Origin of the sequence: Neobacillus sp. 204, from assembly GCF_046562815.1 — a bacterium.
Lineage (GTDB): Bacteria > Bacillota > Bacilli > Bacillales > Cytobacillaceae > Neobacillus.
In genome coordinates this window covers 16,246-36,439 of sequence record NZ_JBJORY010000018.1, presented here as the reverse complement: position 1 = coordinate 36,439, position 20,194 = coordinate 16,246, and the positions used below count along the sequence as shown (strand labels likewise).

The following is a 20,194-nucleotide window of genomic DNA, read 5'->3' as shown; positions in this document are numbered from 1 at the left end:
CCTCCTAATACAAAGCTGCTAAGCGCATGATTTCTTCTTGGGACGTTGTTGCGGTTTCCACAATCCCAGCTGCTTTTCCATTACTCATAACTAATATTCGATCAGAAACGCCTAGAAGTTCTGGCATTTCTGAAGAAATCATGATAATTCCTTTTCCTTCAGCAGCTAACTCGTTAATTAACTGATAAATTTCAAACTTTGCTCCAACATCAATTCCTCGTGTTGGTTCATCAAGTAATAAAATTTCTGGTTTTGTTAACAACCAGCGCCCGATAATAACCTTTTGCTGGTTACCACCTGAAAGACTGCCGATGGAAGTTTTTTGCGAAGGGGTTTTTACGTTCATAGAATCAATAACCCATTGCGTATCGTCGGCAACTTTACGGTCTGATAAGAACCCGCTTTTTGTTTTGTATTGTTTCATGTTCGAAATGATCGAGTTAAAACTGATACTCAAATCTGGGAAAATCCCAGTCGATCTTCTTTCTTCTGTCACAAGTGCAAAGCCGTTTTTGATGGCATGCTGCGGCGTATGGTTTTTAACCACCTTGCCATTTAATTCAATCGTTCCAGATGATAATGCCCTAATTCCAAATAATGCTTCCACAACCTCAGTCCGCTTAGAGCCAACCAAGCCAGCAATCCCTAATATTTCGCCTTTTCTTAGTTCAAAGCTAACCTTTGAAAAAGAAGGTTGAGTTTCTGCTGTCAGATTAGAGACTTTCAAAATGACATCCCCTGGCTTGTTTACCTTAGCAGGGAAGCGCTGTGATAAGTCACGGCCCACCATCAGTTTGATGATTTCGTCAGTGGTCAAGTCTTTCGCACTTTTGGTTGCGATATACTGACCATCACGCATGATGGTTACTTCATCAGAAATTTTTAAGATTTCTTCCATCTTGTGTGAAATATAGATAATTGCTACATTTTCACTTTGAAGCCTTCTGATGATTCGGAAGAGATGATTTACTTCAGTCTCTGTTAGAGATGAGGTTGGTTCGTCCATGACAATAATTTTTGAATGGTAGGAAACAGCCTTTGCAATCTCCACCATTTGCATTTCAGAAACGGATAGCGACCCCACTTTACTACGAGGGTCAATATTAATGTCAAGACTTTTAAAAATGGCTGCTGTATCCTCATACATTTTCTTTTCATCTATGAAAATACCTTTTTTCGGATAACGGCCCAGCCAGATATTATCCATAACGTTCTGTTGACGAACCTGATTTAGTTCTTGGTGCACCATCGAAACGCCGTTTTCAAGTGCTTGCTTTGAATTGGCAAAGGAAACCTCTTTTCCATCAAAAAGAATTTTGCCCTCATCCATCGAATAAATTCCGAATAGACATTTCATTAGTGTCGATTTTCCGGCACCGTTTTCGCCCATTAAGGCATGTACCGATCCGGGTTTTACTTTAAGGGACACATTATCTAATGCAAGTACCCCAGGAAATCGTTTAGTTATGTTTAGCATTTCAAGTAAATTGGTAGTACTGGATTCTGACATGAGCGAACCTCCTTGTTAAACCATTTGAAGATATAAGACACTGCTTTAGGCGTGTCATCTGAATTTGTTATAAGTAATTATAAAAAGAACGGTGTCCAGCTCCAGTTTCAGGTGGAGTCATCCTCCGAACGAAAGAAAAGCGATCCCTTTTCCTTCGTTCGAAGAGCGCCCAGGGACTGATTCCAGCCCCTAGGAAAAAATGAATTCCCTGGACAAGGCGCTTCGACTACTGCTTCTTACTGTCCTGCTCAAGCTCCTAGGGGCTCGGGGTCATAAGCCAATCCGTCAAGAAGGTTAAAGAGCAACCTTCTCGCCGGCTCGTCTTATGCCTGTCGCCCCTGGACAAGGCGCTTCTGCTTTTCTTACTGTCCTGCTCAAGCGCCTAGGCGCTTCCACTTTTCTTATTTATAAGCGTCTTTACCAACTTGGATATTATCTTTTGTTATTTCAATGTAAGGAACACGAACCGCTTTATTGTCGTCAAGTTTCCAGTCTGTTCCGTCTAATACGTCTTTACCTTTTGCTGCATTTGCTGCAAGATCAATTGTTGCTTTACCTTGGTTTTTAGCATCGTTCAAGACTGTACCAACCATTTTGCCTTTTTCAATCATTTCAAGTGCTTCTGGAATCGCGTCAACACCTACGACTGGCATAAACTTGTCTCCAGAGAAGTAGCCAGCTTTTTCAAGAGAAGCAATCGCACCTAATGCCATTCCGTCGTTGTTAGCAATTACAAATTCAATCTTGTCGCTATACTTAGCTATCCAAGCATCCATTTTTTCAGTAGCTTTTGTTGCATCCCACATCGCAGTATCCATTGCTAATTCTTCCACTTGGATACCTTTTTCTTTTACAGTGTCCACTGCATATTTTGTACGTGCTTCTGCATCTGGGTGTCCTGGCTCACCTTTTAATAATACATATTGAAGTTTGCCATCTTTATTTTTGTCATATTTATCTTTGTTAGCTTCCCAAGCTTTTGCAATCAGTTGACCTTGAAGAACACCTGATTCTGAAGATGTTGTTCCTACATAGTAAGCCTTATCATAGCCTTTTAATACGCTGGCATCTGGCTCTTTGTTAAAGAAGATAACAGGAATATTTTTTGGTTTCGCTTTGTCAATAATTGTTTGTGCTGCTTTTGGATCAACTAGGTTAATCGCTAGAGACTTAGCTCCTTTGGCAATAAGTGTATCCACTTGCTCAATTTGTTTTGCCTGGTCATTTTGAGAGTCATTCAGCATAAGCTTAACGCTGTCTTTAGCTGAAGTTTCCATGGCACGGCGCACATAGGACATGAAGTTGTCATCAAATTTGTAAATGGTGGCACCAACCGCTGGAAGACTGCCGTCCTTGCCTGACCCAGAATCCTTACCGCTTGTTGAATCACTGCAGCCTGTTGCTAATAGAATACTAGATGCAACTGTCAAAGATAGAATTAACCCTTTTTTCTTTTTAAACATGTTGTCATTCTCCTTTTACTATTTAGTAAAGACTCTGGTAAGCTTCAAATCTGCTTAACATAGCCTCCATGTAAGCCCTTACCTTTATGTTAGCACCGGACGGAACTTTGCAATAGTTCAAAACTCTAGCACATATTTGTGATTATCTAGATTATTTTGCAAACGTTTGCAAAATAAATGTAATAATTGTAAAAAAGAGACCAACCCGCATTGCGGATTGGTCTTATCGTAAATTATTAACCTACAGACGCCTTACGGAATTCAGAAGGCGATAAACCAGTATGCTTTTTAAAAACACGGCTAAAATAATTCGGATCTTTATAACCGATTGAATAGCAGATTTCCTTTAAGCTTTTTCCGGGGTCTGCCATTTCCGTTTTTGCCTTCGAAATCCTTATCTCTGTCAAATAATCGATAAACGTCAAACCGAACCGATCCTTAAATAATTTACTAAAATAAAAAGGACTAAGTTCCACATATTCGGCAACCTGTTCCAATGTAAGAGAATCGGCATAATGAATTTCGATATATTCCTTTGCTTTATGCAGCATTCCCTTAGCATGATCGTTACGCCAGACCTGTACATGCTGAACTACCGCCAACAGATGGGCTTTTCCCTTTTCTAGCATCTTCGTTACTTCTTCGGTTTCATCGATGGATGGTAGTTGTTGATAGCTTATCCCTAAATCATGGAGCATTCGAGATATCAGAACAAACAATTCATCAAATGACTTTTTAAGCAATGGAGCTTTTAATTCTTTATTTCCCGTAGGCATCCTGACAAACGAATCGAAAGTTAACAGGACTTGATTCACATCTCCCCGCCGTAGGGCATCAAGAAGCTTTTTCTCAATCTCAAGAATCCCTGATTGATCTGACCGTTTCATTGATTCTTGTTTGTCCGAAAAAAAGTACCTTTGGTTCGGACTTTTTAGCAGTTGTTCTAATGCCATGACTGCTTCATGATAGGATTGATTCAATTCATGTGCATGATGGTAAGGGCGGCCAATTCCAATCCGCAGTTGACCTTTGAAAGATTCTTTATTAAAAAGCGTAAATAACCGTTCGAAATTGGTCCGTGTGCTTGATTTAAACTGACTTTTTTCGATTGTTTTTTGGGATAGGAATATAACAGGAACTTGGTTGTCCGTCAACGGGCCAAAAATGGCCTCCTTTTCTTTCACCAAAGATTTTACGGTTTCCTTAAGCCACAAATACCAACTTTGTTTATCGTTTGCAGTTGTTTCGCTTTCTTGTAATGGCTGAAAGGAAAACAGCACCATATATCCGCTTGTAATTTCTACTCCCAATAATTGGCCCCACTCATCAAATGTGATGTCCTGTACTTGATTTACCAATAGCGACGACACCCATTCCTTTTGGGCAATGGAAACTGCACGGTTAAGATTTTCCCTCAAGTTTTCGTGCTCTTCTCTAAGCTTCCGTTCTTCAAAGATTTCTCCTGACACACGGTTTAAGCTTTCAAGAATATCTTTTTTACTGCTCGGCTTTAGGATGTATTCCTTAACTCCCTGCTGCATGACTTCTTTAGCATACTCAAATGTATTAAACGCCGAAACCATGATAAACCGAATACCGGGGGCGAATTTTCTAATGGCTTTTACTGCTTGGACTCCATCAATTCCAGGCATTTTTATGTCCATAAACATAATATCAGGCTGATGTTCTCTAGCCATTTCAATCGCTATTCTTCCATTGGGAGCCTCTCCTATGACCCTAACAGTATCCGAAGAGCTGTTAATGATTTTCGTTAATGCCTTCCGTTCCAGAATTTCGTCATCTACTATAAGTAATTTCAACAAACTCTTTTCCCCCTTTAACTACGTCAGGAATGGTGAGTCTAAACTTGGTCCCTTTCTTTAACTCTGATTCAATTTCCACTACGTCGTTTCGCTGGTAATAGAGCTGCAGCCTTCTAATCACATTTTTTACTCCAATCCCGTTAGAATGGCCTTTTGATTTTTCAGGCTCAAAGGACTCTGTTGCTGCTGTTCCTTCCATAAAATTAAGAAATCTATTTTTAGTGGCTTCACTCATACCTGCACCGTTATCGATTACTTCTACATAAATTCGGTCTTTGTACCGATAAACATTCAGCCGGATCACTGCATTTTCTTCGTATTCCTCAACCCCGTGAATGAAGGCGTTCTCAATGAGCGGTTGCAGAATTAAAACTGGAATCTCAATATCCAAACAGTCTTCCTGTATGTCTGTAATAAATTGGATCCGCTCTCCAAATCTCGTTTTTTGAATAAAAAAGTATTCACTTACAATTCTCACCTCATCACGAAGGGTTGAGGCCTTATTTACATCTCCGAGATTGTACCGCAGTAATGCCGCAACAGCTTCAATCAATCTGGACGTTTGTTCTGCTTCCTCTAAATATGCCATTTTTGAAACCGTATTCAATGTATTGAATAAAAAGTGTGGATTGATTTGATTTTGCAGACTCCGCAGCTCCAATTCCTTTAACAGCTTATCCAATTCCGATTTTTGTTTGATTTCCTTTACCAATTGCCTTAGATTCGTGCGCATTTGGTTAAAGGTTTCCGTTAGTGGCTTTAACTCGTCTTTTGTGGTAATTTTTATATCTTCCCCTGATAGATTCCCTTTTGAAATTTCCTTTGCCGCTTTTGAAAGCAGACTAATTGGCTTTGTAATCCCGCCGGAAATCCATAACGCTAACAAGGTGCTAAGGAAAAAAGCAGCCGCAAAAAGTGAAATGGACATCAATTTATAATAATGTTTTTGCTGCTCCATTTGGCCGTAAAATTTTTGATAGTCTGTCAGTTTATTATTTAACAAAGCCAGTGTGCTTTCCTGAAGAAAACCATTAATTTTTAAAACTTCATTAAAATGATTCGAATATTTGTTAATCTCATCCTTTTTAAAGGCCCCTAGAGTTGCATCACTTTCATCTATAAAGCTATCGATCATATTTTTATAATTCGTGAGCTTAAATTCATTTGTATGAATCACCTCATACAATCTGTTTTGATCATCGATAAGGTTCAGCTTTTCTTTTTGATAATCTCTTAGATAGGAAGGCTGCTTATCTAAAATATATGCATGCAGCTTTTCCGTCATTAAATTAGTTCTTTGGGAGATATCATTTAACAATAGAAAGCGTTCAAAGCTGTCGTCATATTCTGTTACTAGTTTTTCACTGCTGTTAAAGAAAAAGAAACCGACAGAAGATAATAAAACAACAAGGACAATAAAATATAAAAGCAGCTTCGATCTGATTCGAAATAACATCACTTGACCCCCATTCCACTAACAGGAAGATCCTCTACTCTTATAATTCGCGTATTTGTATGGACGATAGGAGGTACCTTTTTTCCCTCAATAATATTAATCATCATTTCCACGGCACCGTAGCCCATTTCATATGGCTCTTGAACGACCGTTGCTTTAATGGTACCCCGCCGAATGTATTTTATTGTTTCAGGAAGTGTATCGAATCCGATAATGTATATTAGATTCTGCTTTTTATATTTTTCTACCACATGTGCTATTTCGATGCCATCCAGAGCGCTAGTTCCAAAAAATGCATTCACCTCAGGGTGTTCCTGAATGATTTGGTTAGCCTTTTCTGCAGCTTTCACCCTGCTAATCTCTGATTCTTCCAAAGCAATAATATGAATCCCTTTTTCGGCTTGAACGGCATCCTTAAAGCCTTGGACCCTTTGAATCTGGTGGTTCCTAGTAAAGCTGCCGGTAATAATAGCTACATTTGCTTTTCCATTTGTATCTTTAACTAAGGCTTTTCCTGCCAAAAATCCAGAATAATAATTGTCTGTCCCAATATAGGCCTGTCTTCTGCTATTTGCTGCATCTGTATCAACGGTAATGACAGGTATTCCCTTTTCAACTACCTTGTTGATAAGTGGGATAAATTGGTTATCGCTCAATCCCTGTGTCATAATTCCGTCAACCTTGGCTGCCGCCGACATTTCAATTGTTTTTAAATGATCGTCCAGATTGGATTGCTTTGGTCCAGCATATTCCAAAAGCACATCGTAATTTTTAGCAGCGGCCTTTGCCCCTTCCTCAACAAGCTTCCAATATTCGTTATCTAACTCTTCGGGAACAAGAACAAGATGGTAGTTATACTTTTTTACTACCCTTTCCTCTTCAGGTAAATGATGGGTAATTACCTTATAGCCGTAAAATATTGCAAATGAGCAACTTACAAGAAAAAACAAACTTCCAACTGTGTAGGCAACGATGGATAACCTGCTCATATAACATCTCCAATCCCAAAGCATGGTTAAGCCTATTATACGGAACTTGCCATAAATCGACAATCTCCAAAAAATGAAAATATTTTGATCCATTTTAAGTAAAACTTTAATCATAGGAACCTCATATTTAACCCTTTTACCATTAAAAAAACAGCCTTCACTTTCAATGAAGGCTGTTCATCCATGTCTTTTTTCTGATTTATTTGGTAAGTAATTCAAAATCAACTTTAGGTGCCAATGCCTCGTTAACCTTTTCAACGACCATATCGTGATCTACCGTAAACGTTGCCGTTCCTTTAATGTTTTCTGAAGACGCCCCAACTTTTACTGTATATGTGCCTTTTTCAAGTACCCATGCATTTTTGTCTTCATCGAAGGAGGCAAGGTCTTTGGCATTTAAATCGAATTGGAGCAGCTCACGTTGAAGTGGCTTAAGTTCTTTTGTTTTACCAAAGGCCTTTAGTTCTAAAGCAGGCTTCACAAGCTTTCCATCCGGGGCGGAAACATAAACTTGGACGACCTCTCTTCCAGAAAGCTTGCCCGTATTTTCGACCATAGCGGATACCTTAAGCTTGTCCTTAAATTTCTTGCCTTCGCTAATATTTACATGGCTAATGTTGAAGCTTGTATACGACAAGCCATAACCAAATTCATAAGCAGGCTTTACATTAAAAGTGGTATTGTAGCGATAACCGACATAAATGTCCTCGTTATAGACCACCTGTGTTGGGTTCACTGCAGGTGTTCCAGGGAAACTATTTGCCGAAGCAACATCGCTGTATTTTACAGGGAGGGTCGTTGGCAGTTTTCCTGACGGATTAACTTTACCGGAAATAACATCAGCAACAGCATAACCTGCTTCTTGGCCTGGTTGCCATGCTAATAGGATAGAGTCGACTTTATCCCGCCAGCTTGCTACCTCGATAGGTCCGCCAATATTCAAAATAACAGCTACTTTTTTACCCTGCTTATGGTATTCTGCTGATACTTTCGAAATCATGTCTTGTTCAACATCACTTAATAGGTAATCCCCTTTTACCACTTGACGGTCTGCACCTTCTCCAGAATTACGGCCGATAACGATAATACCAATATCCGATTCTTTCGAAGCAGCGGCAATTTCATTATCTGCCAGAGGCTTTTCAGGAATAGCAGGGATTGACTTACCAAAATCTTCACCCCATGGACTTGGTTTAATTTTATACTGTTCCTGCGAGCGTAAGGTATCGATATATGTCTGGTATTCCTGAAATTCAGTTTGATTTAATTGGTATCCTGCACTCTTTAAGCCATCTGCAATCGAGGTAGTGTAAGCGGCATTCACATCACCGCTTCCTGTTCCACCTTTTACCGTTTCGATTTGTGTATTGCCAAATAACGTGACTTTCTGATTTTTGCTGATCGGTAGCGGCATCTTGTCATTCTTTAAAAGAACCATCCCTTCCGCAGCTGCTTTTCGAGCTGTTTGTGCATGAGCAGCTAAATCAGGCATATCAGAGTTTTGGTACTTTTTAAACTCAGGTGTCTGTATGACGATCTGGAGAATATTCTTAATATTGCGGTCTAGCACCTTTTCGTCCAAATTCCCACCTTCAACAGCTGTTTTAATTAAATCGGATTGGTACGATGCACCCGGCATAATCATGTCATTGCCAGCCTTCATTTGCTCTACCGGATTATCTCCGCCAAACCAGTCTGTCATGACAAACCCAGTGTACCCCCAGTCCTTACGCAAAACAGTTGTTAACAAGTCAGCATTTTGGGAAGTGTATGTTCCATTAAGTTTGTTATAGGAACTCATAACAGACCATGGATGGGATTCCTTAACAGCAATTTCAAAGCCTTTTAGATAAATTTCCCTTAATGCTCGCTCAGAAACTACGGTATCAATGCTATTCCGGTTTGTTTCCTGGTTATTAGCAACAAAGTGCTTGATTGTTGCGCCAACACCGTTCGATTGTACCCCATTCACCATCGCCGCAGCTATTTTCCCTGAAATTAAAGGATCCTCTGAATAGTATTCGAAATTTCGCCCATTTAATGGATTACGGTGGATATTCAGTGCCGGTGCTAATAAAAGGTCGACACCATATTCTTTTACCTCATTTCCCTGAGCTTTACCTACTGCTTCTGCAGTGGCAGGATCCCAAGTGGATGCCAGCGCGGACGCAATCGGGAAAGCGGTTGCATAATAAGTTTGAGTTTGTCCAGGTCTGGTTGGACGAATCCGCAGTCCTGCCGGGCCGTCGGCAAAACGCAGTTCAGGGATCCCTAACCGAGGAATTCCGTAGGTGCCGCCTACTGCTCCGGTAACTTCAAATGAAGGCATACCCCCAAATCCAGGCATTCCTACCCCGACAACAAATTTAGCTTTTTCGACTAAGGTCATCGCTTGAATTACACTGTCAATAGATGCTGCGTCTGTTAAGAAAGGTGCTGTTGTCTGTACTGTAGTAGTTTGGTTTTTTTGTACGGTTGTTGGATTTTGAGTCTGAGCGGATGCAATATCAAAGGTGAGTCCTGAGAGCAGTAATGAAGATGTGAGAGTAATAGCTAGTAATTTTGACTTCTTCTGTTTCCTTAGTTTTTTTAACATAATTCTAATTCCCCCTCAAATAGTTTTAAACTCGTAAATTGAAACGCTTTCATTTGCTAGTTTAACTTAAATAAAGTTTCAGACTATTATTAATTTTCTGGATTATATTGCGAATATCTTCACTATTTTGTTTTGATTAAAAAAACATTTAGAACCGATTGAAAAGAGTTCCTTTACAGTTCTAATAAACCTATATCTTAACTCCATGTCGGATAATGTCTAAGGAATGTGTATAATTCCTCTTGATTTTTTAATAATTAATTGAATATTCAGTCTACAACAAATTAATCTAGTAAATCACAATTTAATGCTACCTCTTGTAACTTATCGGATTACACTCTTCATGTTACCTTCATGAATGTAAGGGTTTTCATTTAAATAAAGGGGTTGTTAGGTATGAAGGGTTATTACAAAGTTCTAAGTTCCTCGATGTTTAGTCTATTGCTATTGTCATCAGGTACTTCAGGAGTTCTAGCAGCAGAACAGCCACAATCGCAAGTTAATGCAACGGCTGTTGCTACAGACAATAGTAGTGCACAAACTGGTGCTGTTGAGGAGCAAACGCCGATGTTAGTCGACCAAGCTTCCATTCCAGCAGTTATTCGGGCCATGACGCTGGACGAAAAGGTAGATTTGATTGGAGGATCTGGAGCGGCAGTAACTGGGGCTGCGGGCGGAACGTTTCTTATTCCACGGCTTGGAATACCGAAACTTACTTTTGCCGATGGTCCAGCCGGGCTCAGGTTTGGATCAACAGCAAAAAAGTCGACAACTGGTTTCCCAATTCCTTCGGCGTTATCTGCTAGTTTTAATAAGAAATTAATGTACCAGGTTTCAAGTGCGATGGGAAAAGAAACTCTTGATTATGGAGTGGATGTTATATTAGGGCCAGCCTTGAATATCCACAGAGACCCAAGGGGCGGAAGAGACTTCGAATATTATTCGGAAGATCCATACTTAAGTGGTGAAATGGCAGCTGAGTTTACAAAAGGCGTACAAGACCAGGGTGTTGGCGTAAGTATGAAGCACTATGCAGCAAATAATCAGGAAACAAACAGACAGTCAGTAAACGAGATTATTTCTGAACGTGCCTTAAGAGAAATCTATTTATCTGGATTTGAGAGGGTGGTTAAAGAAGCGCAACCATGGACAGTGATGAGTTCCTATAATTCTATTAATGGACCTTTCTCTGCTCATAATTCTTGGCTGCTAAATGATGTTTTAAGAAGTGACTGGGGCTTTAACGGAATGGTTATGACAGACTGGGGCGGCTCGAAACAAAATGGAATAGCTATGTTAAACGGCGGAAATGATTTGTCGATGCCAAGCTTGAATGCTGCTGGGAAGGCAGCTGTAAAAGCAGCCATTTTGGACGGTTCATTAAACGAGGAAACACTTGATACGGCAATTGAGAACATTCTTAACTTAGTAGTCAAGTCCCCAACATTTAAAAAATTAAGTACCGTTGACAATACGAAACTAAGCGTAAGTTCTGACCTTGCTGCTGCCGATGCAAAACTTTCACGAGAAGCAGCACCAGAAGGCATGGTTTTATTAAAGAATGAGAATACCACGCTTCCTTTCGATAAGAAAGTGAAAAAGGTTGGAATTGTTGGTAACTCATATACGATGCCAAGCTGTGGTTTTGGTACTCCTGCTTCTGCGTGTACTACAGATAATGCTGCTTCAAAAATGTTCTTGATGGGAACCGGAAGTGCCTATGTAACACCAACTCATACCGTTCAACTTCCAGAAGGCCTGAAAAATGGAGGATATATACCTGTTAACACGAACGCCAGCGGTTCTGAAATTAATGAAAATCTTACCGCTGAAGATGCCGCATATATGGCACAGAATTCAGATATTGGTGTGATTGTGATTGCTAGAGGGTCTGGAGAAGGGGCAGATGGAAATGCAACAACCTTTGAACCGTTAGCAAAAGAATCAGAACTAATCAAAAAAGTTACTGATGCCTATCACGCTGTTAATAAAAAGGTAGTAGTAGTCTTAAACGTTGGTGCTCCGTTTAACACCGTAAGCTGGAGAGATTCTGTAGACTCCATTTTATTATCTTGGCAGCCTGGGATGGAAGCAGGTAACGCGCTTACAGATGTTCTTTCCGGTAAAGCTTATCCATCTGGTAAACTTCCGGAAACCTTCCCGGTCCGATTAGAGGACGCGCCAAGTTATTCGAACTTCCCAAGCTCGGACGGCAATCCAAACTTAGTAAATTATAAGGAAGATATTTACGTCGGTTACCGCTACTATTCTACCTTCAATAAACAAACAGCTTACGAGTTTGGTTACGGACTCTCCTATACTACGTTTGATTATAGCGACTTTAAATTAAATAAAGATACCTTATTAAATAAAATCAAAGTCTCATTTAAAGTAACCAATACAGGTTCCTTTGTTGGAAAGGAAGCTACGCAGCTTTATGTAAGTGCGCCTGACGGCAAGTTAGAAAAACCAGCGATTGAGTTGAAAGGGTTCGGAAAAACTCGTGAGCTTAAGCCAGGTCAAAAAGAGACGTTCAACTTCTTTATTAATCCAAAGGATATTGCTTCATTTGATGAGTCTACTTCCTCTTGGATTGTTGAAAAAGGAACCTATAAATTTAAGATTGGAGCTTCTTCTTCCGATATCAGAGGGACGCTGGATTTTAAAGTCGACAAAGAGATAATTGCAGAAGTTGACAATGACTATGGACCAGATGTGCAATTAGAAACACTATCAAAGTTCAATCAATAGAGAATTATTGACTTTCCTATAAATAACATTTTGGAGGTAAAGGAAAATGCTTAAAAAAATGAAAAAAAGGGCTATATTGGCCACAATGGCTGCAGCTATGACCTTATCTCTCAATACAAACGTTTTCGCTAAGGAAATCAATACACAACCGACATCCTATCAAACCGTGACAGAGATTGAAGATTGGGGAGCAGTTACCACGAAAATAATTGTCAACGTTGGAAAACCAATACCAAAGGACTCTGTTACAACAGATACCTTCAAAGTACATGTGGCCAGAATCGATAAACGGTTAAAAACACCGTTTCTAGAGGAAGGCGACCGCACAATTACTAAGGCATACGTATCAGATAAAGACGGTAATCATGCTGTCCAAACAGGTAAATATGTCGTCTTAGAAATGAAAATTGGCCCTGATGTATCCCTAGGTTCACCTCTTAACTATGATTGGGCTACTACTGGTTTTAATGATTGGATTGATATGAAATATACCATCACACAGCAAAAAGATATTGAAACAAGTGCAGGAACGATTTCAGGATTAGTTGTCGACCAATTCGCAGGGGAAGCAAGAGAACTAGTAGATGATTTTTCAACGGGAAAGGGAATCTATGACAATGTTAATTTAACATATGCGGACTATTCCCCAGCAAAAGACAATCATAAAAACCCATTAATTATCTGGCTGCACGGAGCCGGTGAAGGCGGCACAGATCCAACCATTCCAATCTCAGCCAATAAAGCAGCAAACTTTGCTTCAAAGGATATTCAATCCTACTTTGACGGTGCCTACGTTCTGGCCCCTCAAACTCCGACTTTTTGGATGGACGGTTTAAACGGATTTGGAGATGGAACCTCCAAATATGAGAATGCTTTAATGTCTTTAATTAAGGATTATGTAGCTAATCACAAAGACGTTGATACCAGCAGAATTTACATTGGCGGTGACTCTAACGGCGGATATATGACCATGCTGATGGCGAGGGATTATACAAATTACTTTGCCGCAGCGTTCCCAACATGTGAAGCCTTAAGGGATAACATAATTACAGATGGACAAATTCAAAAAATGAAGGATCTCCCAATGTGGTTTATTGCCGCTAAAGCCGATCCAGTAGTTATCACAACTCAATATGTTGAACCTACGTATAAACGCTTAGTCGAAGCTGGAGCAGATAATGTCCATTTATCATTATTTGATAAGGTAGTCGATACATCCGGTTTATATACCAAAGCAGATGGTACTCCATATGAATACAACGGACACTGGTCTTGGATTTATGTATACAATAATGCGCCAACAGACATGATCAACGGAAAAACATCCACCATCATGGAATGGCTGGCAGCACAAACCAACCCAAACACTAAGTAAACGGTGACAAATAAATGGTGTCAGGCACCACAAAAAGACAACAGGCCGATTTGTCCACCTCAGGTGGACAAATCGGCCTGTTGTAATTTTTTCTTATGTTAAAAGCTGCTGTTACGAATGATTAGTTCTGTGGCGATGAATATTTTTTTGGCTGTTTTTCTACCAGCCATTCTCTCCAAAAGGGTGTCGACGGCCGTTTCCCCCATGATTTCGGTATATACCTTAACCGTGCTTAAAGATGGAAAGACATATTTGGAGATGCTGATATCGTTGACACCGATGATATTAACACGATCTGGAACAGAAATTCCTTCCTCTAACAGGGCCCTTAATGCGCCAACTGCCAGTGAATCATTAGCGGCAAAAAAGGCCGTAGGCAATTGATTGCCCAGTTCTTGGATCGCTTTTTTCATCAAGGCATGCCCATCATCAGCTGAGAAAGTGCCCACATACATACAGTCTTCATGGGACACCCCTTTTTCTGTTAAATAGCGCTTGAAGGTCAATTCCCTCGGGTCTTCTATAATGGACGTTTTATCTTTAAACACTTCTCTGCCACCAATATAACCAATTTTCTCATGACCCTTTTTGATAAAATGATCAAGGACTTTTTTGGTGGCTCTTTCAAAGTCAATAACGATTGAGTCAAACCGATCTTCATCTGGCGAGGTGTCCACAAAGACAATATTTTTGGTAATTTTAAGCAACTCACTCACTTGCTTCTTGCTAAATTTCCCAATGGCAATAAGCCCTTGTATTTCGTTTTCCTTCAAATCCCCATAGTTGTCTTGAAAGTACTTATCAACCTGAATCCCATGGTGCCGGCATTGGTTTTCAACACCCAGCCGAATCGACATGTAATATAAATCTTCCAGTTCTTCTTTTTCGGTATACCACTGCAAAAGGGCAATCTTACCCGACTCCTGTTTGCGGGCTGGCTTCTTTTTATATGATAGTTCCTCTGCCACTTCGAAAATTCTTTTTTTGGTTTCATCACTGACAGAAAGGGTTGTATCATAATTTAAAACACGGGATACAGTAGCAATTGATACCCCGGCGATTTGTGCAATATCTTTGATGGTAGCCATGAATCAGTCTCCTAATGTATTAGCAAAAAAACGATACACTGTTTTGGAATAGTATACTTCCTTTGGATTTAAAATGACAGAGGGGAACTCTGGATGGTGGATCGCATCAGGAAATCCTTGCGTTTCCAGACAAACACCTAAATAATTCTCAGCCCTGACCCCTGAAATAGAAAAAGGACCTGCTAATTGATTCCCCGTATAAAGGACGACACACGGCTGATCGGTCGTGACAAAGAGCGAGCGTCCACTTTCTTCATCACTTAGGATAATTGTATTTTCCCCCTCTTTTGTAAATACAAGCGGGTGGTCGTAGCCATTACCTACAAGTACATTTTGAGGATATGACGAATTTAGCCCCGAACTCAACCTTCTGCCATGTTTAAAATCAAATGGGGTATTTTTAGAATCCAACAACCTACCCGTAGGGATGAGAGCATCGTTCAACTCTAAAAATCGATCACTTTCTAATTTAAGAATGTGTTCTGAACAATCTCGTTTAATATTCCCACTTAAGTTAAAATACGAGTGATTCGTTAAGTTGACTAACGTTTTTTGATCCGTATTACTTTCATAACTAATTTCGAGTTCATTTTTATTATTTAGAATGTACGTAACAGTGGTGTCTAAATTACCAGGATAGCCTTCTTCTCCGTCTGGACTATGATAGTAAAACTTCAAACCGATAGCATTTTCATCTTCAATGATTTCGGTTTTCCAAATAACAGAATCAAAACCCTTCTTGCCTCCATGGAGATGATTAGGATAATCATTGTCTGCAAGATGGTATTCTTGTCCATCCAACTCAAAGCTCGCACCTTTTATTCTTCCGGCTACACGTCCACAAACTGTTCCGAAATACGGTGACCATTCTGTATATTCTTCGAAGGTATCAAATCCAAGTACAACATTTTCAAAGTTTCCTTGGCGGTCAGGGACAACGATTTTTGTAATGACACAACCATAATTCAGACAAGAGACCATCATACCGTAATCATTAACTAGGGTATACTCAGTAACGGTCTCACCTTCGTAACTGCCGAATATTCTATCTAATATTTTCATCGATTTATCACTCCATATTTTTCAGAAAGTAGCTAAACTTGCGGTTGATTGAAGCGAAAGGCGCTCCAATCAACCTAGGGCCAAAGTCAACAATAAGCTTTACATTGCGATTTTTTATAAAGCATTGATAAAACGCTGGAACCCTGCTGCTCCTGCTTCATTCCGCTTAAACACACCAGCATCTTCCAAAACCCTTAAAAATTTCTTTCCTACTTCTTCTCTTACCAGGCCTTCCACATTCACTTCATTGGCAACCTCTTGATAGCGGGCTTTTAGTGATTCCGCCCAGTCTAAATGATAGTCCGCCACATCTGATGGTAACCCGCGGATGTACTTTTCCACTTCCACCAGTTCCTCTTTTAGCCGTGCTGGTAAAACCGCCAGCCCCATTACTTCAATAAGACCGATATTTTCCTTCTTGATATGATGAACGTCAGCGTGAGGATGAAAAATGCCCAGCGGATGTTCATCGCTTGTTCGGTTGTTACGGAGGACTAAGTCAAGTTCAAATACATCCACATTTTTCCGGGCAATTGGCGTAACTGTATTATGTGGTGTCTCTCCGGTTTTCGCCAAAATATCAAGCGTCTCATCACTGTAATTTTTCCATTGCTCAAAAATGTGTGAACCAGCTTCTACGAGCGCACTCACTTGATGAGAGCGAAGGCGAATAACGGACATGGGCCATTTAACAACGGAACACTCTACATTTGGATAACCTGCCATTTTAAAGGTCCAGTCATCCCCAGCCTTCGCCATCGCAAATTGATAATTCCCGCCTTGGTAATGATCATGGGATAAAATCGAGCCGCCCACAATCGGCAGATCCGCATTCGAGCCCACAAAATAATGTGGGAATTTCTCGACAAAGCTTAACAGCCGTAAAAATGACGTGGCACTAACGGCCATATCGGTATGTTTTTCTGATAGAACAATACAATGCTCATTGTAATACACATATGGTGAATACTGGAGGTACCATGGCTGATCTAATAGATTGACTCGAATCATTCGGTGATTGGAGCGGGCTGGGTGGCCGATTCTACCTGCATATCCTTCATTTTCAATACATAGCAAGCATGTCGGATAATCCGTTTTCTGGACCGACCGCTCGAGCGCAATACTTCTGGGATCCTTTTCAGGTTTTGATAGATTAATTGTAATGTCAAGTTCACCATATTCTGTGGCGGTTTTATACTCGATATTCTTACGAATGCGCTTCATTTGAATGTAATTGCTATTTTTACTTAACTCATAAAAATACTCAGTTGCTGCTGTTCGATCCTGTTGATATTTTTCATAAAAAAGCTGATTGACCGTCGATGGCCGCGCGATAAAACAGTTCATAATTTTACTTGAAAAAATCTCTTTTTCATCAAATAATTCTTCAATTACCCCTTGATTGCAGGCATAGTCCACGATTAAATCGAGTAAATCAGGGATATCAAACTGACTGATCTCAGCTAGATCTACTTCCTTAAACTCGGTTAGATTGAGCAAGGACAGAATTTGATTACGCGCATAGATTTCATCATCCCGCTCGATTAATTGAGTGGTAATAGCTTGATTGATTAATTGTTGTATTAGTTGATAAATCATTATGATCCCCTCTATTTCTGATATCCATTAGGGTGACGCTGATGCCAGTTCCAAGCATTGCTAATAATTTGATGAATCGATGTTCTTGTTGGATTCCATCCCAATACCTTTTTAGCTTTTTCCGAAGAAGCAATTAATGTACTCGGGTCTCCCGAACGACGTTCACCGATTTTTACCGGGATATCAATCCCTGTCACTTCTTTCGCTGTCTCAACAATTTCTTTTACCGAGAAACCTTGACTTGAGCCTAGATTGAAAATATTACTCTCCCCGCCATTTTGCAAATAACGTAAGGCTAAGAGATGAGCATCAATTAAATCTTCGACATGAATATAATCGCGGACACAGGTACCATCAGCGGTATCATAATCTTCCCCAAATATCGTCACTGCCGGTCTTTTTCCTAATGCCGCTTCGAGGACAACTGGGATCAGGTGTGTTTCCGGATTATGGTCTTCTCCGATTTTTCCGTCACTTCTTGCTGAAGCAACATTAAAATATCGAAGGGAAACATAGTTAAGATCAAACGCTTTTTCACACCAGGCCATCATTTTCTCCATTGCCAGCTTGGTTTCACCATACGAATTCGTAGGGATCGTTGCTGCATCCTCGGTAATTGGAACTACCATTTGCTCCCCATAAACAGCTGCTGTGGAAGAAAAGACGATGTGCTGGACGCCAAATTCTTTCATCGTTTCAAGAACTATTTGAGTTCCGTATACATTGTTATCAAAGTATTTTAATGGCTCAACCATTGATTCCCCGACAAGGGAATTGGCAGCAAAGTGCAAAATAGCTTCGATGTTTTCTTTTTCAAAAACAGAACGGATAAACTCACGGCTGCGGATATCCCCTTGATAAAAATTAGCCTGTGGATGAACGGCATCTGCGTGGCCTGTTTGCAAGTTATCAATGACAACGACCGAAAACCCCTGATCAATTAACTGATAAACAGCGTGTGAGCCAACATACCCCGCGCCGCCTAATACAAGGATACTCATTTATATCGCTTCCTCCATTTGAATTTCTTTTGCACCGTCACCAATACTCGCTACATAAAATTCTGCTTCATAGCCAATTTTCTCTAGGTAAGCTGCGCCAACATTCTCAATAAAGTTCTCAACCTCTCCATTTGCAACAATTGCGATCGCACATCCGCCGAAACCTGCACCAGTCATTCGCGCACCAAGAACTCCCGGCTGTTTCCATGCAGCTTCTACTAAACTATCAAGCTCCACGCCAGTCACTTCATAATCATCCCGTAAGGAAACGTGTGATTGATTGATTAGTTGTCCAAACACTTCTAGATTTCCTAACTTTAGCTCTTCTAATGCTTTAATGGTTCTCATGTTTTCATAGACAGCATGCTTTGCTCGTTTGCGAACCGTTTCATTGGTAATAAGGTATTGATTTTCATCGAACTCCGCTTCAGATAACTGACCAAGAGCCTCGATCGGCAGCTTCTGTTGAAGCTGTGCCAATGCCTCTTCACATTCTCCTCTTCTTTCGTTGTATTTCGAATCAGCTAATTCCCTGCGTTTGTTCGTATTCATGATTAATATTTTGTAATCTTCCAGATGAATAGGCGCATACTCATATTTAAGAGTCTGGCAATCTAGCAAGATTCCCGCATCTTTCATTCCCATACCAATCGCAAACTGGTCCATGATGCCGCTGTTTACGCCAATAAATTCATTCTCCACTTTCTTGCCAAGCTTGATGAGATCAAGTCGGGGAATTTCTAATTGAAATAGGCCATTTACAAGCACTCCAGTTAACAGCTCAATCGAAGCTGATGAAGAAAGACCTGCTCCATTCGGAATATTGCCTTGAATGACACAATCAAATCCAGAGGAAATCTCATAGCCTGCCTCGATGATGTATCGAATCATTCCTTTTGGATAGTTAGCCCAATTGTGTTCTTTCTTATAATCAAGCTCGTTGAAGTTAAATTCGAGGATTCCTTTTTCAGGGAAGTTGGTTGAGTACAAGCGAACGACTTTGTCTTCCCGCTTCCTTGCTACTGCATAGGTACCATAAGTAATCGCACATGGAAAAACATGGCCGCCATTATAATCGGTATGTTCGCCAATTAAATTAATCCTTCCAGGAGCAAAAAAGGCTTGCTTCGGTAAAACCTGAAACAGATCTAAAAATACTTTATTAAGTGTAATAACGTTCATTTCAAATTCCTCCAGAAGTCATGTGTCTTGTAAGTTAACTACTTTAAATTTTACTCTCTCTAGTAAAAACTTTCAATATTTTTACTAAAATTTTACCTAAATAATTTATAAAAAATAGCGCATGAAATATCATGCGCTATCACGTGTTAATAAAAGCTGTTGTGTTGTCATTTAACCCGCAGCCCGAATACACTTCTACAATGTTTTTCATTCTACTTCAGTACAATATACCTTTAGAATACTGCCCAATAAAAAAAGGTATACTCCCCACCTAATAAGGTGAGGTACTATACCTTTTT

At 40.0% G+C, this 20,194-nt stretch carries 13 protein-coding genes; 2 read left to right on the top strand and 11 right to left on the bottom strand.

Annotated features, from left to right (window positions below):
* Nucleotides 1-4: 4 nt before the first annotated feature.
* From mglA to ACJ004_RS26105, 6 genes are all read right to left on the bottom strand, one after another.
* Nucleotides 5-1,510: a galactose/methyl galactoside ABC transporter ATP-binding protein MglA gene (gene mglA, locus ACJ004_RS26130; RefSeq protein WP_410896032.1), complete on the bottom strand. Its 1,506-nt coding sequence runs from the start codon at nucleotides 1,508-1,510 to the stop codon at nucleotides 5-7.
* A 401-nt stretch (nucleotides 1,511-1,911) separates the two neighbouring features.
* Complete coding sequence (gene mglB / locus ACJ004_RS26125) at nucleotides 1,912-2,973, bottom strand: galactose/glucose ABC transporter substrate-binding protein MglB (RefSeq protein WP_410896031.1); 1,062 nt, start codon at nucleotides 2,971-2,973, stop codon at nucleotides 1,912-1,914.
* A 236-nt stretch (nucleotides 2,974-3,209) separates the two neighbouring features.
* Entirely contained in the window at nucleotides 3,210-4,796 is a 1,587-nt protein-coding gene (locus ACJ004_RS26120) for a response regulator (RefSeq protein ID WP_410896030.1), read from the bottom strand.
* The gene (locus ACJ004_RS26115) at nucleotides 4,771-6,252 is read right to left on the bottom strand and encodes a histidine kinase (RefSeq protein WP_410896029.1); all 1,482 of its coding nucleotides are present in this window, start codon (nucleotides 6,250-6,252) and stop codon (nucleotides 4,771-4,773) included. Before ACJ004_RS26115 ends, ACJ004_RS26120 begins: the two co-directional genes overlap by 26 nt.
* Nucleotides 6,252-7,241 (bottom strand): sugar-binding protein, encoded by a 990-nt coding sequence (locus ACJ004_RS26110; RefSeq protein ID WP_410896028.1) that lies wholly within the window; start codon nucleotides 7,239-7,241, stop codon nucleotides 6,252-6,254. Before ACJ004_RS26110 ends, ACJ004_RS26115 begins: the two co-directional genes overlap by 1 nt.
* A gap of 199 nt (nucleotides 7,242-7,440) precedes the next feature.
* A complete protein-coding gene (locus tag ACJ004_RS26105; protein ID WP_410896027.1) occupies nucleotides 7,441-9,837 on the bottom strand; it encodes a beta-glucosidase in 2,397 nt (798 codons plus the stop codon).
* 396 nt (nucleotides 9,838-10,233) lie between these two features.
* Here ACJ004_RS26105 and ACJ004_RS26100 point away from each other — a divergent pair, with 396 nt between their 5' ends.
* On the top strand, nucleotides 10,234-12,588 hold the full coding sequence (locus tag ACJ004_RS26100; RefSeq protein WP_410896026.1) for a glycoside hydrolase family 3 C-terminal domain-containing protein: 2,355 nt from the start codon (nucleotides 10,234-10,236) through the stop codon (nucleotides 12,586-12,588).
* Nucleotides 12,589-12,673: 85 nt separating this feature from the next.
* Nucleotides 12,674-13,963: a prolyl oligopeptidase family serine peptidase gene (locus ACJ004_RS26095; protein ID WP_410896068.1), complete on the top strand. Its 1,290-nt coding sequence runs from the start codon at nucleotides 12,674-12,676 to the stop codon at nucleotides 13,961-13,963.
* Between the two features lie 98 nt (nucleotides 13,964-14,061).
* Here the strand turns inward: ACJ004_RS26095 and ACJ004_RS26090 are convergent, their stop codons facing one another.
* From ACJ004_RS26090 to ACJ004_RS26070, 5 genes are all read right to left on the bottom strand, one after another.
* Nucleotides 14,062-15,051 (bottom strand): LacI family DNA-binding transcriptional regulator, encoded by a 990-nt coding sequence (locus ACJ004_RS26090; RefSeq protein ID WP_410896025.1) that lies wholly within the window; start codon nucleotides 15,049-15,051, stop codon nucleotides 14,062-14,064.
* Between the two features lie 3 nt (nucleotides 15,052-15,054).
* Nucleotides 15,055-16,113, bottom strand: coding sequence for an aldose epimerase family protein (locus ACJ004_RS26085; protein WP_410896024.1), 1,059 nt, complete (start codon nucleotides 16,111-16,113; stop codon nucleotides 15,055-15,057).
* A gap of 114 nt (nucleotides 16,114-16,227) precedes the next feature.
* A complete protein-coding gene (gene galT / locus ACJ004_RS26080; protein WP_410896023.1) occupies nucleotides 16,228-17,712 on the bottom strand; it encodes a UDP-glucose--hexose-1-phosphate uridylyltransferase in 1,485 nt (494 codons plus the stop codon).
* 11 nt (nucleotides 17,713-17,723) lie between these two features.
* Nucleotides 17,724-18,713: a UDP-glucose 4-epimerase GalE gene (gene galE / locus ACJ004_RS26075; protein WP_410896022.1), complete on the bottom strand. Its 990-nt coding sequence runs from the start codon at nucleotides 18,711-18,713 to the stop codon at nucleotides 17,724-17,726.
* Entirely contained in the window at nucleotides 18,714-19,895 is a 1,182-nt protein-coding gene (locus ACJ004_RS26070; protein WP_410896021.1) for a galactokinase, read from the bottom strand.
* Between the last annotated feature and the right edge of the window lie 299 nt (nucleotides 19,896-20,194).